The following is an 18,864-nucleotide window of genomic DNA, read 5'->3' on the forward strand; positions in this document are numbered from 1 at the left end:
TGTGCTATAAATAGCGGGTAAAGCTAGGAGGCAGTGAATAAGAGCCTAATACTTTTATTCGCAACGTGTCACGGATGCGCCATTAATGTGACCAACAGTGAATCTTATGAACAAAAAACTATCTTTAGTCGCGCTTGCCGTCGCCGGTGTCGTTGCCATTGGCGCCCCGGCTATCATTGACTATACATCAGCAGCTCCCTCCACGTCTGATGCTAACCAGCGTTATATGGGGCACGGCAACGGCTGGCTGGAAGTGAACACGGCCACTTTTGCTAACAATATTCAACGTGTTCAACAGCAAGTCAGTGAAGGGACGAAAATCTGTGCCGTCATGAAAGCGGATGCCTATGGCAATGGTATTGCAGGCTTATTGCCCACCGTGATTGCAAGTGGTATCGACTGTGTTGGTATTGCCAGTAATGAAGAAGCTCGGACGTTGCGCGAAGGCGGCTTTACCGGCGAGATTATGCGTGTACGGACCGCGACCTTGCAGGAAATGGAAAGTGCATTAGCATTGAACATGCAAGAGCTCATTGGCTCGGCAGAGCAAGCCGAGCAAATGCGTGAGTTAGCCGACAAGCATGATATTACCATTCCGGTCCATATGGCCTTTAATGCCGGAGGTATGGGGCGTAATGGTATTGAGATGAACGAGGAATCTGGCAAACAAGTTGCGGTGGATATCGCTACCGACCCACGCTTTAACGTCGTCGGTATCATGACTCACTTTCCTAACTATGAAGCGGAGTATGTTCGTAGCAAGTTAGGACAGTTTACTGCGAACAGCGAATGGCTAATAGAGGAAGCTGGGCTTCAACGTGAAGACGTATTGCTGCACGCGGCGAATTCTTTTGTGACCCTGAATGTTCCTGAAGGCCATCTTGATATGGTTCGTCCGGGAGGCGCCTTGTATGGCGATCAGCCCACTAACCGTGAACTGCCACCGATCATGAGCTTTAAAACTAAAGTGGCCTCTGTGCATCACTTGCCTGAAGGCAGCACCGTGGGGTATGACAGTACCTATACGCTAAAGCGTGATTCGGTGTTGGCGAACCTGCCGGTGGGGTATTCGGATGGTGTGCCACGTAAAATGGGCAACAATGCTGATGTCTTGATTCAAGGTCACCGAGCCCCCGTGGTCGGTGTTTCATCCATGAACACCATTATGGTCGATATTACCGAGATTGCGGATCAAGTGATGCCAAACGATGAAGTGGTGCTCTTTGGTCAGCAAGGGGAGGAGACCATTGGCGCTGAAGAATATGAATCGAGTGCGGATGTGATCTTCCCTGAGATATACAGCTGGTGGGGCGCGGTCAACCCACGTGAATACGTGCAGTAATCAGTACAAAAAAAGCGATGCCGATTGGCATCGCTTTGCTTGTTATTCAAGCGCTGATCCGTTTTACAGGATATCAAGCAACTCTACTTCAAATACTAATGCAGCAAATGGCGGGATTGCTGCGCCAGCACCACGCTCGCCGTAGGCCAGATCTTGTGGTACATACAGTTTCCACTTAGAGCCAACTGGCATCATTTGCAGGGCTTCCACCCAACCTTTAATCACGCCAGTCACTGGGAACTCGACCGGTTCGCCACGCGTAACTGAGCTATCAAAAACGCTGCCATCGATCAGTTGGCCATGATAGTGCACACGTACCTGCTTATCGCTGGTTGGGATGTCACCGTCGCCTTGTACCAGCACTTCGTACTGTAGGCCTGATTCGGTTACCGTCACTTCATCACGTTTGGCATTATCAGCCAAGAAAGTATCGCCTTCTGCGGCTTGTGCTTTTGCAGCTTCTTGACGAACTTCTTCCGCTTTTGTGTGAAGCTCACGCAATGCGTTATTAATGTCATCAATTTCGATCTCTGGCATTTCGCCAGCTAAGGCCGTGCTGATGCCTTTGGCAATCGCATCGACGTTTAAACCTTCAAGGCCACTGCCCGCAAGTTGTTGGCCCATTTGTAGGCCGATGCCATAGCTGGCCTTCTGTTCGACGGTTTCCAGTTGTACGTCAGACATAACGTCTCTCTTTTGTGGGTCAATAAAGTGTGAAAGGATAACAGGTGATGGATTCGTGGGTAAACTTTTGTGCCAAAAAGGCGTCCAATGTGAGGACAAAACAACAATATATGCGCGGAGTGGCAATGAAGTTAATAGCAATACGAGCGCTCTGGGATAAACTGCGTGCGAAAGGTGGAGACAAACTCACCACTGTTTTAGAGCAAGCGGCGACGTTAAGTCGTCACAGTGCGATGCTAACGCGAATACAACACGCGTGGCGCCACCTGCCTCGTCTCCACCGGCGACTGTTGATGATCCTGGTTCCCGTCGTTGTGGTATTGGCCTTACTTCCTAGCTCTACGCCGCCTGAGTCGTCATCGGATAAACCTGTGCGCCAGGCGCGACAGCCGGTTGCGATCAATCCAGATGCGAGCCGTTCGTTATCATCGTCAACAGCTCCATCGTCAACAGCGTCACAAAACGCATCGTCAGTGGCTGACTCTGCGACGTCACAGAAGGCCTCAACCGCAGAAGAGAGCGCTTGGACACGTCATCAAATTGAGTCTGGTGATACCTTGGCCAAAGTGTTCCGACGCTACGATCTCGCCTTAACGGACTTGTATTCGATTGCCAATATTGAAGGTGAAGGCAAACCTATCAGTCGCATTCAGCCTGGCCAATGGATTCGTTTTAAACGGACATCCAGTGGCGCGCTAGATATATTGCAGATCGAAACGGAGAAAGGTCAATCCGCACTGTATTTTCGCCTTTCTGATGGCGGTTTTGCCCGTCAACGTTAGTTTCTTGAAACCGTCAATCTAACCGAAGGCATTGATAGGTGGTGCTTTCGGTCTCTTCCCTGTCTTTTATAGTCCTTACTCTGTCTGTTTTTTGCGCAATTTTGTGATTAAAGTCGCTGCAGCACGATTTTTAAGCTATTTTTTATAAATCAGTCAATACGGCTGGATACATTGCATCATTGAGGCGGAAAAGGGACAAATTGCGGTTAAGGGTGTGAATGCCTGCCAAACAAGCCAGTGTTGTATGACATACTTTTTACGAAAATAATGAGTCTTTCATCACACTTTGGTTATTTTTTGTGCTAGTATTCGCGCCGCTGTGTAGGACAGACACGCAAGCCCGCCTCAACATGGATGTCTAGGCATTAACACGCTAATCACTAATTTGTTGAGGACTCGCTTTTCCATGTTGAAAAATCTATCTATTGGCAAAAAGTTTACCGCGGCTTTTTCCCTCATTGGTATTGCTGTCGTGATCTTTGGGTTTTACATCTTCACCCAAGTCAGCGGCATGCGCGATAATATGCTGAACTTTACTGACGACACCCTTCCCGCAGTGCTTGAGATCGAACGACTTAGCGAAGAAATCGTTCGTATTCGTCAGGATCAGTATGCGGTTCTTACCTTTAGTGATCCGGCAGAACGACGTGAAATCTTAGGCGAGATCGATGTTATGAAGCGCGATTATAGCCGTGCTCTCGACGCCTACCAAGAAAGCCTTTGGTACGATGATGAAAAAGCCATTTTCAGTCGTATCCAGAACAATTGGGACAAATATAATCAAGAGCTAAGTGCTTTTCCTGACCGTGTTGAAGACGGGCAACTGACCGCAGCACAACAAATTTTATCTAAGTCGTTTGGTACCTTCGGACAGTTAGATAAGTCCTTAACGGAAATGTCTGAGTTGATGCAAGGCTTTATTGGTAAAAACCGCGCCTCCATGCTAAGCCAAGTTTCTACTGTGAGTATGACCATTATTGGGGTACTGCTTGCAGTGATCGCCTTTATGATTGTGGTGGCAGTGGTGTTCACTCGAGCGATCATCAGTCCGTTGCGCTTAGTGATGGAGCAGTCTTCTGCAATCGCCAAAGGAGATTTAAGTTATCAATTGGATCGCAGCCAGATTGGTAATGATGAAATGGGTAAATTGGCGGACTCGAGCATGGCGATGCAAGACAGTCTGCGCACGCTGATTGAAGAAGTCATTGCCGCGGTCACCCAATTGAGCAGTGCAGTCGAAGAAGTCAGTGCAGTCTCGAGCCAAACTTCGACTGGGATGCAAAACCAGCAACATGAGGTGTCGCAAGTGGCGACCGCGATGGCACAAATGAAGGCAACCGTTGCCGACGTGGCGCAGAATACTGAAAGCTCATCCACCGCCGCCAACGAAGCGAGCGAGCAGTCCCGTATGGGGGCGCAAGACATCGATGGCATGGTGGCATCGATTCGCAAAGTAGCAGAGGACATGCGTCAAACGGGCAATACCGTGAGTGAGCTCGATCAGCAGTCGAAACAAATCAACATGGTGGTGGATGTTATTCGTGATATTGCCGAGCAAACCAACTTACTGGCGTTGAACGCGGCGATTGAAGCAGCGCGTGCCGGTGAATCGGGCCGTGGCTTTGCGGTGGTGGCCGATGAAGTGCGTACCTTAGCGGGCCGTACCCAAGACTCAACGGGCGAAATCACCACCATCATCGAAAAACTGCAGCAACACGCCACGCAAGCGCGCAATGCCACCACGCAAAGCTGTGAGAGCATTGAGCAATGCGTAGAGCAGGGCGACCAGGCTCAACAGCTGGTGCGTGGGATTGAAACCTCGGTTGAAAACATCGCTGATATGGGCATGCAAATTGCCAGTGCCTGTGGCGAGCAAGACTCGGTAGCGGATGAGCTAAGCCGTAACATCGAGCGCATCAATGATTCGTCACAAGAAGTCGCTGGCGGTGCTGATCAAACCGCACAAGCCTGTAGCGAGCTCAGCCAGTTGGCGCAATCACTGCAAACGACCATGCAGCGCTTCCGTCTAACCAAATAGGTCTTACCGCCAATAGATGAAAACAAAATCCCGCTGATTCAGCGGGATTTTTTGCTTTAAACGGCGGATGCGTCACTCACCGATAAACGCATATCAATATGGGGGATCCCATCTTCTAAGTAGGCGTCGGAAAACGCCGAAAAGCCATGGGTTTGATAAAATCGCTGTAAATGTGTTTGTGCGCCAATCTCAATATCATCATGTGGCCAATGTTGCTGGCAAGCCTGAATCGCGTGGCGAACCAATTGATGCCCCCATTGACCGTTTCGGTGAGCGGGCGCAACGATCACACGGCCAATGCTGGCGCCTGAGTAACTTGCACCTGGTGCCAGCACACGGGCATAAGCCGCCAGCTCGCCATTCAGCCAGCCCATTAAATGCAGCGTCTCTGGCGCGGTGTCGAGCGCATCAAGCTCTGGGTAGGCACAGACTTGTTCCACTACAAACACATCTACCCGTAATTTCATCAGTGTGAATAAGGTGCGCGTATCAAGCGCGTCAAATGTCACGATTTGCCAATCCATACCAAAACTCCAAAGGGGAAAGTAAAAAAATACCGCAGACAGGCTGCGGTATTCAAAAGCTATTTATTGGGTGTCGTTAACCAGCTACTGACGAGGCTGGCTTAAATCAACATGATAAACGCCAAATCCCACTTCATCAGTGCCTTGGCGGCGCATTGACCATTGGCCTTTTTGCTCGATAAATTGCGCCGCTTTCTCGCTTGGTGAGGTTTCAAAGCTGACCACAGCGTCGCCTTCGATAGGCGCGATGGACCAGTTGTTATCCGCACTCACTGTGACTTGGCCTTCTTCTTGACTCACACGGCTGATGTAGTTGGCGACCACGGTACGGTTTTCATCCGGCGCGGCAAAGGCGATATGGTCGCTGCCGGTGCCTGGGAACTTACCACTATAAGCACGGTAATTGTTGGTCGCTATCAGGAAGGTTTGCTCAGGGTCAACCGGCTCACCTTGATAGGTCAGGTTGATGATTCGCGACGCGTCTGGATTGACCTCATTGCAATCTCCGTCGTAGCGGGCAGGCTTGGTGATATCAATCTGATACTCGACACCGTCAATGACATCAAAGTTATAGGTGCGGAATCCATCCCAGTTCACCAGTGACTGGGGCTGCTCTGTGTTGGGATCGATTTGGTTAAACTGGCCGGCACTGCACTCTAGCCATTGGGTAAGCTCGGCACCAGAGACTTTCAGTGCCACCAAGGTATTCGGGTACAGATAAAGATCGGCGGCGTTACGGAACGTCAGTTGGCCCGCCTCCACTTCGGTAAAGTTGCTCGGATCGTTTTTGCGACCACCGGCTTTAAAAGGCGCGGCGGCAGACAGCACCGGCAGATCGGCTAAGTCAGGGTCCCCTTGAATCATGCGCTCGACATAGTCTTGCTGTGCGAGGTTAACGATTTGTACGGTCGGATCGTCTTGAAGCAGGGCCAAGTAGGAATACATCACATCATTAGCTTGACCAATTGGCTGATTGACGAAATCTTGTGTGGCTTTATGGTCTGACTCCACAGCCTTAAGCAAAGCTTCATCGGCCTCGACTAAGGCCTTGTTATTCGCCTGATCAAAAATCGGACGCGCCTGAGCCTGACTGTCGGTGACTTGCCATTGACCATCGACTTGCTCGAGCGCCAGATCTATCACACCGACATGGCTGCCCCAGCGGCCGGCCATCACACTGGCCACACCATTGATCGTGCCTTTATCGATATCCGCACCGGGAATATTGGCGAAGTCTTCTCCAGGGAAGACGGCATGTGAATGACCAAAGGCAATGGCATCAATGCCGTCGACATCCGTGAGGTAATACACAGAATCTTCTGCCATCGCTTTATAAGGCGCTTGTGAAATACCTGAGTGAGGAATAGCCACGACCACATCGGCCCCTTTGGCTTTCATTTCCGGCACTAACTTTTCTGCGGTTTGTTTAATGTCTTTGGCGATCACCTTTCCTTCGAGATTGGCTTTATCCCAAGTCATGATCTGCGGCGGGACAAAGCCGATGTAACCGACTTTGATGGTGTGGCTATCACCGTCTTCATCTTTGAGTTGGTATTCTTTAATTAAATACGGGTCGAAGTAGTGCTCGCCGCTATCGGCATCAAACACGTTGGCGTTGATGTACGGGAAGTTAGCGTCGTTGATTGACTCTTTTAAAAAGGCCAAGCCATAGTTGAATTCATGGTTACCGATGTTTCCCACTTCATAATTGAGCAAGTTCATCGCTTTGTACACTGGGTGCACTTCGCCAGGTTGGATACCTTTGCTCGCCATGTAATCGCCCATTGGACTGCCTTGGATCAGGTCACCGTTATCGACCAATAGCGCGTTTTGTGCTTCATCGCGAGCTTGTTTGACCACGGTCGCGGCGCGGACCAAACCGATTTTTTGTGACGGCTTGTTTTTGTAGTAGTCGTAATCCATCACATTAGTATGAATATCGGTGGTTTCAATCACACGCAGGTTGATGGTATCGGCAAAGGCACTGCCAGATGCGGCAAACAGACCAGCAACCACCGCGGTGGCGACAGCAGAAGGGAGCAAACGCATAACAGGATCTCCAAGTGAAAAGTGTGCGTTAGTTATCAAGCAATTGAATTATGCCGTTTATCATTCATATGAAGCTGTGCGCTTGATCGGCTTTATCGAACCGTTTCAAGGCTCTGAGGCGGCAATTGAGCGCTTTGCGATCGCAGTCATTGTTTTATTGACCCGATGCCTTACCCATTCCACTCCCTCCTAAAGCACTAAAAAGAATAAAAAATGAATTTATAGAATTTCAGGTAATAGTTGTGGAGCGATATAGTGGCGGTATTGTCATCAAGGAAATGCGCGATCATGGATTATCTTCCTCTTTTTGCTCAGCTCAAACATCGTCCTTGCCTCGTGGTGGGCGGCGGCGAAGTGGCATGGCGAAAAACCCGCATGCTACTCAAAGTCGGGGCGGCGGTCACCTTAGTGGCCCCTGAGGTCGACCGTGAAATTGAAGAGGCGCAAGCGCAAGGAAAGTTGAGGGTGTTGCGCGAGGCGTTTCGTCCCGAACACCTGGATGGAAACATGCTGGCAATTGCGGCGACCGATAATGCCCTCGTCAACGAGCTGGTCTCCACGGCCGCTGACAGCCGCAATATTTTGGTCAATGTCGTCGATGACACCCCTAAATGTAGCTTTATTGTCCCTTCTTTGGTTGATCGCTCCCCCATTATCATTGCTATCTCGTCGGGCGGTAAAGCACCGGTATTGGCACGGATGCTACGTGAAAAAATTGAAACCTTGGTCCCCCAACATATCGGCAAAATGGCAGCGATGGCGGGCGCGTTTCGCGACAAACTGAAAGCACGCATTCCGACCTTAACGGGGCGGCGTAAATTCTGGGAAGCCGCTTTTAGTGGCCGGTTTGCTGATTTAGTCGCGGCGGGCAAACACCAGCAAGCCGAGCAGGCGCTTGAACAGCTTAGTGGACAAATCACCACCCAAGGCGAAGTGGCCTTGATTGGCGCTGGGCCAGGGGATCCTGGGCTATTGACCTTGCGCGCGTTGCAATTGATGCAGCAAGCCGATGTGGTGTTATACGACTACTTAGTCGCTGAGCCGATTATGGAGTTGTGTCGCCGAGATGCAGAGCTGGTTTGCGTGGGCAAACGGGCGAGCTACCACAGTGTGAGCCAAGACGACATCAATCGTTTATTGGTGGAGCATGCCCAAGCAGGAAAACGGGTAGTGCGCTTAAAAGGGGGCGATCCGTTCATGTTTGGCCGTGGTGGCGAGGAGTTACAAACACTGGCCAACGCCGGTGTCTCGTTTCAAGTGGTGCCTGGTATCACCGCCGCTGCAGGGGCAACGGCGTATGCCGGTATTCCGCTAACCCATCGCGATCACGCTCAAACGGCGCTGTTTATTACCGGCCATTTGAAAAAAGAACAAGACACTCTGGAATGGGCCACCTTGGCACGCGCGCAGCAAACCTTGGTGATCTACATGGGGCTAATGAAGTCGGCCCACATTCAAAGCCAGCTTTTGGCTCATGGCCGTTCACCGGAGACGCCGGTGGCGGTGATTGAAAACGGCACCCGCCCAGAGCAAAAAGTCTTTACCGGTCAACTCAACAACTTACCGTCGCTGGCTGAGCAAGCGGCGTCGCCAGCCCTAATCGTGGTAGGCGAAGTCGCGGCCCTCGCCGGTCAGTTGACTTGGTTTGGTGATAATAATGTGGCAACCGATGCTGATCCCACGCAAGCGCCAACCGCTGTGGTTAACTTCGCTTAAAGGATAATGAAGATGGACGCAAAAACACTGACTCACCTCCAGCAGTTGGAAGCCGAGAGCATTCATATACTGCGGGAAGTCGCAGCGGAGTTTGATAACCCCGTGATGCTGTATTCAATTGGTAAAGATTCGTCGGTGATGCTGCATTTAGCACGCAAAGCCTTTTACCCCGGTAAGATCCCGTTTCCGCTGTTGCATGTCGATACCGATTGGAAGTTTCGCGACATGATTACCTTTCGCGATCGCACCGCTAAAGAGCTGGGGCTAGATCTGATTGTGCACAAAAATCCAGAAGGAATAGCACAGGGGATTAATCCTTTTGATCACGGCTCCGACAAGCACACCGACATCATGAAAACCCAAGCGCTGAAGCAGGCGCTGGATCAACATAAGTTTGATGCGGCGTTTGGCGGCGCGCGTCGAGATGAAGAAAAATCCCGCGCCAAAGAGCGCGTCTATTCGTTTCGCGATAAGAACCACCGCTGGGATCCGAAAAATCAACGGCCAGAGCTGTGGCGCAACTACAACGGCCAAGTGAACCCGGGCGAGAGCATTCGTGTGTTTCCGCTCTCTAACTGGACTGAGCTCGATATCTGGCAATACATCTATCTGGAAAATATCGATATTGTCCCGCTTTATTTGGCGGCTGAACACCCGGTGGTGGAGCGTGAGGGCACCTTGTACATGGTCGATGATGCGCGGATGCCGATTGGGCCTGAGGAAACCGTGATGCATAAATCGGTACGTTTCCGCACGCTGGGCTGTTACCCGCTTACCGGGGCGATTGAATCCACTGCGACCACTTTGCCAGAGATCATCGAAGAGATGTTGGTCGCTACCTCAAGTGAACGGCAAGGGCGGGCGATCGACCACGATCAGTCCGGATCCATGGAGCGCAAGAAGCGTCAGGGTTATTTCTAAGGAGCAGTTATGAATCCAGCAATTCAACAACAGGTGGCCGATCTGGGTATTGAGGGTTATCTGCAACAGCACCAACACAAAAGTTTATTGCGCTTTTTGACCTGTGGCTCGGTCGATGACGGTAAATCGACCTTGATTGGCCGCTTGCTGCACGACTCGCAACAGATCTATGAAGATCAGCTTGCTGCTGTCCATGCCGACAGCCAGCGTGTCGGTACCACGGGGGAGAAACCGGATCTGGCGCTACTGGTAGACGGCCTGCAAGCCGAGCGCGAGCAGGGGATCACCATTGATGTGGCGTACCGGTATTTCTCCACCGCCAAGCGTAAGTTTATTATCGCCGATACCCCAGGCCATGAGCAGTACACCCGTAATATGGCTACCGGCGCGTCGACCTGTGATGTAGCGGTGATCTTAATCGACGCCCGTCACGGCATCTTGGATCAGACCCGCCGTCATTCGTACATTGCTAACTTGCTGGGTATTCAGCATTTTGTGGTAGCGGTAAACAAGATGGATTTGGTGGCATATAGCCAAGCCCGGTTTAATGAAATTCAAGAGCAGTATCTGGCATTTGCCGATCAGCTCAACCCCGGCTTGTCAGTGTCTATGGTGCCTTTGTCGGCACTGGAAGGCGACAACGTGGTCAATGCCAGTGACGCGATGGCGTGGTATCAAGGCGAGCCGCTACTCAGCCAGCTAGAAGCCATCGACATTGAAAAATCACGCGGGACGGGCGCGTTCCGTTTTCCGGTGCAGTATGTCAATCGACCGGATCTGAACTTCCGTGGCTATGCAGGCACCCTTGCCAGTGGCGAGTTGCATGTGGGCGATGAGGTTAAGGTACTCCCTTCTGGGCTTACCGCGAAGATCGCGCGCATCGTCACCTTTGACGGTGATCGTGAATTCGCCTTTAGCGGTCAAGCGGTCACCCTCACTTTAGATAAAGAAATTGATATCTCGCGTGGCGATCTCTTGGTGCGAGCGGATGATGACGTGGCGGTGGGTCAACGATTTGACGCCGACGTGGTGTGGATGACGCAAACCCCACTGGCACCGGGGCGCGAATACGACATTCAGTTGGCCAGCAAGAAAACTTCAGCGCAGGTTGAGGCACTGTCGTATGGGGTCGATGTTAATACGCTTAACACCCATGACGCAGACACCTTGCCGCTCAATGGCATAGGTCGTTGCACCTTGACCCTGAGCGAAGCGGTGCCGCTAGATACCTATCACGATAGTCCGAATACCGGTGGCTTTATCCTGATTGACCGTCTCACCAATGTGACGGTCGGCGCGGGCATGATTCGTCATGTCGCTGAGACGCAGCCACTAACCACCTCGTCGTTTTCAGCGTTTGAGCTTGAATTAAACCAGCTTATCCGCAAGCACTTTCCGCATTGGCAAGCGCGGGATCTTGGTCAGCTGGGATAGATAATACCTGAGTGTTAATAAGCCCTATATCGGGCTAGCCACATCATTCGCTAGCCCGATACGAGGTCTCATCAAGGCAATGATAAGAGAATAGGTGAATCGTGATAACACACGTATTTTGGCATGGCGGACGGAGAGACTATTTATGACGCAATCTTTTATATCGTCTTCCGATCCTAACGTGATCTGGCATACACATAGTGTTGATCAAGCAACGCGCAGTGAACAAAAGCAGCAGCAGCCGGTCGTGCTTTGGTTTACTGGCTTGTCTGGCTCGGGCAAATCGACCATTGCTGGTGCGTTGGAGGCCGCCTTGGTGGCAGAAGGGCACCATACCTATTTGCTGGATGGCGATAATATTCGCCATGGATTGTGTCGCGATCTGGGTTTTTCCGATCAGGACAGAGCCGAGAACATTCGCCGAATTGGCGAGGTGGCTAAGTTGATGACCGATGCTGGTCTGATTGTCCTCAGTGCTTTTATCTCACCATTCCGCGCGGAGCGAGAGAGGGTGCGCGAGCGTTTGCCAGAGGGGCAGTTTATCGAAGTCTTTGTCGATACGCCGCTGGCGGTGTGCGAGCAGCGCGATCCAAAAGGGCTGTACAAAAAAGCGCGCGCTGGCGAGATCCCTGCGTTTACCGGCATATCGTCAGATTATGAACCGCCGCACGCACCGGCGATTCATTTAACTGGCGATCAGCGTGTTGCTGAGCATGTGGCGGTCTGCCTTGATGTGTTGCGCGATCGGGGGGTGCTGCGCACCTAAAGGTATCACGCATGGGTGTTGACGGTATCGCCAATATCGCTGTGCATCTCAAAGCCTTCGGCGAGCAACGCACAAATCGCGTGGTGGTAGTCGGGATGCACGCGTTTGCCGACCAGTTTAGCCAGCTCGTGGCCGGTGGGACTAAAGCGGTAATAATACAGGCGCATCCCTTTGTGGAGCGGAGTGAGCATGTATTGGGTGTCTTGCAGTGTAAATGGCATGGCAGGATGCATTTCAATCACGCCGGATTCGAGCTCAGTGCGCAGGATCAGCCCCAAGTCCATCAACAGCATTAAGTCGGTGTAAGACAGTTGATAGTGACCCAGAGAGAGCTTATGGGGCGGCTCTGGGCGTAGCAGTTGCACCAAGCCTTGGCGGCGGCGAAAACCGGTGACTAGCTTTTTGGTGCTGTCTTGGCCAAAGGTGCTGGACAATGCACAGGCGCGTTGCAGTGCTTGCGCTTCGCGCTGGGTCATGGTTTCTAAAAGGGTGAGTGCTTTGATCGAGGTGCTTCCCGGACGCAATATTTCCTGTTTAAGGATCTTGGCCCAAAGCTGTTGCATCGCATAGCCGTGAATATTGCGGGCTAAGTCGAAAAAGCGTACCAGCCAATCCGGATCGGGGGTTTGTGCCGTTTCACTGTGACAACTTTCATAGGTATGAGCAATGATCGCTTCGAGGTTGGCTTGTTGCTTTTGCATCACCTGGCGTTGGCGGTTTGCGCTGCGATGGGCGAGATCCTCTTGCTCCACGTCTTGTAAGCGAGCATCAACTTGATACTCGCTCGCAATCGCTTTTAGTCGCCCTTTACTGCCGCGTAGATCGGCATCTTCTTTATAGCTGTGATCTTGGTGTTGCCGTTTCTCTGGGTGGGCGTCGACGACCACGGGTTTGTCTTGCTCTGCCATGCGGTTCTCACACTGATTGTCAGCAAAATTTTATGCTGGCAAATATGTTAATTAATGATTAAATTTGTTAACATTATGGTGTTATCTATTAAGCGTAGGGATGCGTGTGCGAAGGCAAAAACCTAACTCCATCAATTTACTGTTGATCGCCATTTATATCGGCGCACTGGCGATATTGTCTCATTATATTGTCTGACAATGGTGTCGGCGCCGATCAAGCTCACTGATTGATAGAAATCTATCCGTCGTCGTAGGCGCTTAGCGTTGTACCTTGCAGTACATATCCCACCTCTGCCAAGTCATGACTGACATGCTCAGTATTGAGTGTCCCTTCGACATAAACCACATCCCATAGTTCTTGAATCGGCGCGCCATCGGCAAACTTTACGTAAATAATTTGATTGGGCGGTGGGGGTGGCACATGGATGCAGGCGCCAAGAAAAGGGACCAGCAAGAATTCGGTCACCCGTTGATCGTCACCTTCTAACGGGATCACAAAGCCGGGGATTTTAACTTGGCTATTATTGAGTTCAGGGCGAACCGATCCGACCAAGCTTTGCGGGTTATCACCGTCGTGGCTAATGTCTGGCATGCCGCGGCTATCAAACTGTGCCCGTTCGTGCTCAGGAACCAAATCTATCCAATCGAGCATGAGTGGTTCACTGCTTGCCCAAGCAAGCGAACTCAAAAGGCCGCTAAGCAAGGCGATAAGATGGAGCGTTATCCGTTTTTTCATGGGTTATACCTTCATTGTCATGCCGTCGGACAGTGTTTGTCGGTACGCGCGCCAAGCGGGAATTAAGCCGACCACGAGACCAGCGATAAACACGCCGACCATTAACAAACATTCATAATAAGAGGGCCAGTCGAGCGGTAAGAACAGGCCAAATTCACTGATAATATAGGGCTGGGTGAGCGCAAGACCGCCATAAAGCAGTAGCACACCTAAGATGATACCCGCCAGGGTGATGGCAACCGCCTCACTGACCAACAGCAGAATAATATGTACCGGACGTGCGCCCATTGCCCGTAAAATTGCCATTTCTCGTCGACGCTCGTTCAGGCTGGTGAGCAGGCTGGAGAGCATGCCTAATAATCCAGCAACGACGACAAATCCAGCGATCACTAATAGCGCTTGCTCGCCCACGCGCATCATGTCCCATAGCTCATGCAAGGCAATGCCGGGCATGATGGCAGTCAATGGCTCGCGTGAATAAGTATTGACCCAACGCTGGACGGCAAACGTTTTGATTTTACTGTTCAGACCCACCATGACTGCAGTGAGTTGCTCGGGCTGTAATTCACGCTGCTGTGCTTGGGCTTGAGTGAGGCCTTGGCCGAGTCGTGCGCCACTTTCCCAGCCGACATGAATCGCTTCTATGGCTTCGAGCGACACATGCACACTGCGGTCGACGGGCGTGCCGGTGGGCGCCAAAATACCGGTGACAGTAAACGGCAAATTGTCGTGTTGATTAAAGCTTTTATCGGCCAGTCCATGAGCAATCACTAGGTTATCGCCCATTTTGTATCCCAGATCTTTCGCCACTTGGGCGCCAATCACGGTATCAAATAGACCGGAAAATGGGCCGCCTTGGCGAAAGGCGAGTGGTTGTTTTTGACCATATTGATAATGGGAAAAGTAATCATTGCTGGTGCCGAGCACGCGAAAGCCACGGTGAGAATCCCCGAGTGAAATGGGGATGGTCCAACTCACATCTGAGTGCTCGCGAAGGCGTTGATAACTTTCCCAGCCGATATTGTTGGTGGCGTTACCAATTCGAAACACGGAATAGAGCAGCAAATTAATGGAGCCGGAACGGGCGCCCACAATTAAATCGGTGTTGGAAATGGTGTTGGCAAAGCTGGCCTTCGCTTGCGTGCGCACCTTTTCGACGCCGAGTAACAGCACCACGGCGATGGTGACGGTCAGCAAAGAAAGCAATGCGGTGGCGCGGCGATTTTTCAGGCTTTTCCCTGCGAGTCCCAATAGCGAAATCATTGCTGATCCTCCTTGCGACGCATGGCGCGATTCAGCGCGGGAAGCGAGACATCACGGTCAAACAAGGGCGCTAATTGACTGTCATGGCTGACAAACAATAAGCTGCTGTTGGCTTCTCGGCAGCGGTCTTGAAGCAACTGAATAAAGGTGTTGCGGGTGTCAGCGTCGAGCGCAGAAGTCGGCTCGTCAGCGATAATTAACGCCGGCGCACCAATCAGCGCCCGCGCCGCCGCGACCCGTTGTTGCTGGCCGATACTCAGCGCGGTGACCGGCTGGTGGTGGCAGTTTGTGGGTAAGCCCAATTGGTCGAGCAAGGTGGCGGCCTCTTGATGAGGCGATCGTGTCAACGCCTGACGACGCAGGTGAGAAAAGCGCAGCGGCACGGTGACATTATCGATCACCGATAAATAAGGCAGCAGATTAAATTGCTGAAAAATATAACCAATGTGGTTAGCACGGAATTGATCACGCTCGCGATCATTCAGTGCCGTTAGCGCTTGATGATTGACCGTCAGCGTACCCGTCTGGGGGATATGAATACCCGCAATCAGGCTTAGCAGGGTGGATTTACCACTGCCGCTGGGACCTTGTAAAAATACATGCTCGCCTTCACCGACCGTAAAGCTATCGATGTCTAAGATCGGTTGCGACTGATCGGGCCACGTAAAACCTAGTTGTTTGATGGTTATCATGCCTGACAGGGGCACTGGATGCGCCCCGCCTCCTTTTTTCACTACCACTGGATGTGCGACTTAGTACGAATCAAGGTGTCAACCCAGACCTTATCATCGGTAACGGCCTGAATTTTGATGGCTTCTGTGTTAGGGAACAGGCTAAACCAATCCGTTTTCAATTCGGTGAAGGCTTGTGGGGTTTGGCAAACGAATTGATAGTTCACGGATAAAGTGTTGTGGTTACCCTGATCATGCTCGTCATGGCCGTGGTGTTCGTCATGGCCGTAGTGCTCGTCGTGGTTATGGTGCTCGTCATGACCGTGGTGTTCATTGTGGTCATGGTGTTCGTCGTGGTCATGGTGTTCGTCGTGGCCGTGGTGTTCGTCATGGCCGTGATGCTCATCGTAGTCGTCAAAACTGCTAGTGACTTTGGTCTCGGCAAGCTGGCAATTCGCTGCTTCAGCAAGTTGGAAGCGTTTTCCACCATCACGCAGAAGCGCATAGGCATCTTCGACCGCTTGCTGGTCGGCGGCGTTTTTAGGCTGGTGTTCAAAGCCGACCACATCATTGCCGGGGGCCGTTAACTCAATGAATACGCGCTCACCGTCTTGGGCGAGGCTCAGTGCTACCTCCCCGTGGACGTGGGCATCGAACGACTGATAGCTGGCTTCATCGGCTAATGTTGCTGCAGAGGTGGTCGCGATGGCCATAGTGATAACGCTGGGTAATAAACGAGCTTTCATGTGGTTTCTCCTCGTGAATAAATGAATTAGATAATGAAGGCATTTATTTCACTCGGTGGGGCGCGCGCCGAAAAGGCTATAGCGGTACGATAAGCTCGCTGAGGTTTTGACCAAACGATGAGGGTATTGGCAGCATAGGTGGGCGTCGGTGTCACGATACTGGAAGCCAGTATTGCTGGTGGGATGAGATGACAGACACCACAATGCTCACTGTGGTGGCTCGGAGCTAAGGTGTCGACTTGATGGTGCGCCCACAGTCCGGCTTGGCTAAGCACCAATACAAATAGCAGGTTGACGAGCACTCGCCGAGTCATCCAGACGTCCATGAGGTTATTAAGTAATGTGATAACATAACAATTGTAGCCTTGAACGCCAAGTCTGAAATGAAAGCGCGGGCCTTGCCCGCGATATGATTATTGGTTTACCAGCTCTGTCACCAAGCTGACAACTTGATTCACTTCATCCTCGTTTAGCTTGCCTTCTTTTACAAAACGCACCATGCCTTTGTCATCCAGTACGGCAATCAACGAGCTCTCTTCTTTTAAGCGCCATGCCTCTGCGACACTGCCATTTTCGTCGAGCACAATCGATGACCAGCTAAATTCGCGTTTACTGTCTTCGGCTGACGATTTTACAAAGCCGCCAGTTCCCCACATGGCATCATCTTGATTGATGATGGTGGTGGTTTGATAGCGTGCATCGTCAAAATCCGCGGCGGTAATTGCCGCCATGAGGGGGGCGTTCATTTCTTTGGCGCTACTGCGTCCAGCAATGGCTTGGATCACGCGTACTTTTTCCTGCAACTGTTCGGTTTGCCAAGCTTGATAAACGATATCGTCGCCATTCAAGGTTAGTTCGCCGTGCTCGGCGACCTTGGCTGACGGTAAAGGTGCACCGTTTTGGATCGTGTGCGCCCAACTGGTGCCTGTGAATAACGCAAAAGTGAGAGCAAGTAGGGTTTTATTCATGCTTTATCATCCATGTCTGTGGTCATTATTTGGCATTCGGTGCCAAGTTATCTATGGTTACGCCAGACAGTGCGTTGTGCCAAGTGCCAAGGGTTAATCCGTGCGCGAGATCGGAGTTTTATCCAGTGATCGTCACTTCAAAGCGCGCGTATTGATCTAAGGTAGGAACTTTTCGTGCCAAGTAGGCTCTAATTCTGTGCTTGTCATCAGAATAAGATGGCACTTTGCTTGCTTAGCTTTATACGTGGAGATTGCCAGATAATATTCGGTGCTCCAAGGTGGTAACACATAATTTACCAAGAAACGGTGAAAGAGCGTTGTTACTGTTTCGGTCTGTTCATCAGACTTGGTTGAGAAATAAAGGGATCCCTATGCTTCGCATCTTTCGTCAATATCGACCAACCCAGATTGCGCGATATGTGAAACGATTTTTTAAGGGCCGACTTTATATTGAAGGTGTCGGCGCGTTTGAGTTTGATGGTGGGCGTTTGCTACCTCCAGGACACAGTGATAAACGTGCACTCTCGGTCATGACCGAAGTAAATAAAGAAATTAAATCGATGGCCATCACCGCATAAAAAACGTGCGATGCAGAAAAAACACGTCTAATGACGTGTTTTTTTTATCTCTGAGTTTGCGTGTCTTCAGACTTTTGCGTGCCTTCAGACTATTGTGGCGGGAAGCAAACGCCGGTGCCACCCAAGCCGCAGTAGCCTTGGGGGTTTTTGTGCAGATACTGCTGATGGTCTGTTTCTGCTAAGAAATAAGTACCTGCGGGGGCGATCTCTGTGGTGACGGCATCCGACTTGCCCGCTGCTTTTAAAGCGGCTTGATAGGCGGCAAAGCTGGCTTCTACCGTCGCGCGATCGGCAGGATCACAGTAATAAATGGCTGAACGGTACTGTGGGCCCACGTCATTACCTTGGCGCAACCCTTGAGTTGGATCGTGGTTTTCCCAAAAGATCGTCAATAAAGCGTCCAGACTGGTGACACTCGGGTCAAAAATGACATTAACCACTTCGACGTGGCCTGTTTGACCCGTACAGACATCTTGATAGCGCGGGTGTTGTGTTACCCCACCGCAGTAGCCAACAGAGGTCATGACTACACCTGGTTGTTGCCAGAGTTTGCGTTCCGCTCCCCAAAAACAGCCCATCCCTAAAATGACCTGTTTCTGACCGTTCGCTGGGGCCGTTGTGATAGGTTGCCCAAATACGGCATGTGGCTCGGTGGGCGTGATGGCATCAGCACGATCCGCAATCGCATTATCGGGTTGGCTGAACGAAGATTGCATCGACATAGGCATCCTTTTACTG

At 51.3% G+C, this 18,864-nt stretch carries 19 protein-coding genes; 8 read left to right on the forward strand and 11 right to left on the reverse strand.

Translation table 11 applies throughout. The annotated features are described in order from the left end of the window. The first annotated feature begins 106 nt into the window (after positions 1–106). Positions 107–1,342 (forward strand): alanine racemase, encoded by a 1,236-nt coding sequence (alr, locus tag BZG81_RS02355; RefSeq protein ID WP_077676646.1) that lies wholly within the window; start codon positions 107–109, stop codon positions 1,340–1,342. Positions 1,343–1,405: 63 nt separating this feature from the next. Here alr and BZG81_RS02360 read toward each other — a convergent pair whose 3' ends face one another. Then, positions 1,406–2,026: an FKBP-type peptidyl-prolyl cis-trans isomerase gene (locus tag BZG81_RS02360; protein WP_021023517.1), complete on the reverse strand. Its 621-nt coding sequence runs from the start codon at positions 2,024–2,026 to the stop codon at positions 1,406–1,408. Positions 2,027–2,151: 125 nt separating this feature from the next. Here BZG81_RS02360 and BZG81_RS02365 point away from each other — a divergent pair, with 125 nt between their 5' ends. Both BZG81_RS02365 and BZG81_RS02370 read left to right on the forward strand, forming a co-directional pair. After that, complete coding sequence (locus tag BZG81_RS02365) at positions 2,152–2,808, forward strand: LysM-like peptidoglycan-binding domain-containing protein (RefSeq protein WP_198533618.1); 657 nt, start codon at positions 2,152–2,154, stop codon at positions 2,806–2,808. A gap of 406 nt (positions 2,809–3,214) precedes the next feature. Further along, complete coding sequence (locus BZG81_RS02370) at positions 3,215–4,846, forward strand: methyl-accepting chemotaxis protein (RefSeq protein ID WP_077676648.1); 1,632 nt, start codon at positions 3,215–3,217, stop codon at positions 4,844–4,846. A 56-nt stretch (positions 4,847–4,902) separates the two neighbouring features. On the opposite strand, the gene BZG81_RS02375 is transcribed toward BZG81_RS02370, so the two are convergent. Continuing rightward, positions 4,903–5,370, reverse strand: a complete 468-nt coding sequence (locus BZG81_RS02375; RefSeq protein WP_077676649.1) for a GNAT family N-acetyltransferase — start codon at positions 5,368–5,370, stop codon at positions 4,903–4,905. Positions 5,371–5,454: 84 nt separating this feature from the next. Continuing rightward, positions 5,455–7,419 (reverse strand): 2',3'-cyclic-nucleotide 2'-phosphodiesterase, encoded by a 1,965-nt coding sequence (cpdB, locus tag BZG81_RS02380; RefSeq protein WP_077459991.1) that lies wholly within the window; start codon positions 7,417–7,419, stop codon positions 5,455–5,457. 288 nt (positions 7,420–7,707) lie between these two features. Between cpdB and cysG the strand changes: the two genes are divergently transcribed. The 4 genes from cysG to cysC all read left to right on the forward strand — a co-directional run bounded on the left by cysG (position 7,708) and on the right by cysC (position 12,256). Then, entirely contained in the window at positions 7,708–9,135 is a 1,428-nt protein-coding gene (cysG, locus tag BZG81_RS02385) for a siroheme synthase CysG (RefSeq protein ID WP_077676650.1), read from the forward strand. Positions 9,136–9,147: 12 nt separating this feature from the next. Then, complete coding sequence (cysD, locus tag BZG81_RS02390) at positions 9,148–10,056, forward strand: sulfate adenylyltransferase subunit CysD (RefSeq protein ID WP_077459989.1); 909 nt, start codon at positions 9,148–9,150, stop codon at positions 10,054–10,056. 9 nt (positions 10,057–10,065) lie between these two features. Next, positions 10,066–11,490 carry a sulfate adenylyltransferase subunit CysN gene (gene cysN, locus BZG81_RS02395; protein WP_077676651.1) on the forward strand — a complete coding sequence of 475 codons (1,425 nt, stop codon included), beginning with the start codon at positions 10,066–10,068 and terminating at the stop codon, positions 11,488–11,490. 145 nt (positions 11,491–11,635) lie between these two features. Further along, positions 11,636–12,256, forward strand: coding sequence for an adenylyl-sulfate kinase (cysC, locus tag BZG81_RS02400; RefSeq protein ID WP_077676652.1), 621 nt, complete (start codon positions 11,636–11,638; stop codon positions 12,254–12,256). A gap of 5 nt (positions 12,257–12,261) precedes the next feature. Here cysC and BZG81_RS02405 read toward each other — a convergent pair whose 3' ends face one another. From BZG81_RS02405 to BZG81_RS02435, 7 genes are all read right to left on the reverse strand, one after another. After that, positions 12,262–13,164, reverse strand: coding sequence for a TIGR03899 family protein (locus tag BZG81_RS02405; RefSeq protein ID WP_077459986.1), 903 nt, complete (start codon positions 13,162–13,164; stop codon positions 12,262–12,264). A gap of 238 nt (positions 13,165–13,402) precedes the next feature. Continuing rightward, a complete protein-coding gene (locus tag BZG81_RS02410; RefSeq protein WP_021023528.1) occupies positions 13,403–13,900 on the reverse strand; it encodes a DUF3299 domain-containing protein in 498 nt (165 codons plus the stop codon). A gap of 3 nt (positions 13,901–13,903) precedes the next feature. After that, positions 13,904–15,163 carry an ABC transporter permease gene (locus BZG81_RS02415; RefSeq protein ID WP_077676653.1) on the reverse strand — a complete coding sequence of 420 codons (1,260 nt, stop codon included), beginning with the start codon at positions 15,161–15,163 and terminating at the stop codon, positions 13,904–13,906. Beyond that, positions 15,160–15,855 (reverse strand): ABC transporter ATP-binding protein, encoded by a 696-nt coding sequence (locus BZG81_RS02420; RefSeq protein ID WP_077676654.1) that lies wholly within the window; start codon positions 15,853–15,855, stop codon positions 15,160–15,162. The genes BZG81_RS02415 and BZG81_RS02420 overlap by 4 nt, the downstream gene beginning before the upstream one ends. 41 nt (positions 15,856–15,896) lie before the next feature. Next, positions 15,897–16,580 carry a zinc uptake protein ZrgA gene (gene zrgA, locus BZG81_RS02425; RefSeq protein ID WP_077676655.1) on the reverse strand — a complete coding sequence of 228 codons (684 nt, stop codon included), beginning with the start codon at positions 16,578–16,580 and terminating at the stop codon, positions 15,897–15,899. 26 nt (positions 16,581–16,606) lie between these two features. Next, positions 16,607–16,894 carry a DUF2607 family protein gene (locus tag BZG81_RS02430; RefSeq protein ID WP_077459981.1) on the reverse strand — a complete coding sequence of 96 codons (288 nt, stop codon included), beginning with the start codon at positions 16,892–16,894 and terminating at the stop codon, positions 16,607–16,609. A gap of 99 nt (positions 16,895–16,993) precedes the next feature. Beyond that, positions 16,994–17,548, reverse strand: coding sequence for a YtfJ family protein (locus BZG81_RS02435; RefSeq protein ID WP_077660528.1), 555 nt, complete (start codon positions 17,546–17,548; stop codon positions 16,994–16,996). A 371-nt stretch (positions 17,549–17,919) separates the two neighbouring features. On the opposite strand from BZG81_RS02435, the gene BZG81_RS02440 reads away from it, so the two are divergent. Continuing rightward, entirely contained in the window at positions 17,920–18,126 is a 207-nt protein-coding gene (locus tag BZG81_RS02440; RefSeq protein ID WP_077459979.1) for a DUF1107 domain-containing protein, read from the forward strand. Positions 18,127–18,215: 89 nt separating this feature from the next. Here the strand turns inward: BZG81_RS02440 and msrA are convergent, their stop codons facing one another. Next, a complete protein-coding gene (gene msrA / locus BZG81_RS02445; protein ID WP_241827342.1) occupies positions 18,216–18,848 on the reverse strand; it encodes a peptide-methionine (S)-S-oxide reductase MsrA in 633 nt (210 codons plus the stop codon). Positions 18,849–18,864: the final 16 nt, after the last annotated feature.

This window comes from Salinivibrio sp. MA607 (assembly GCF_001996245.1).
Classification (GTDB): Bacteria; Pseudomonadota; Gammaproteobacteria; order Enterobacterales; family Vibrionaceae; genus Salinivibrio; species Salinivibrio costicola.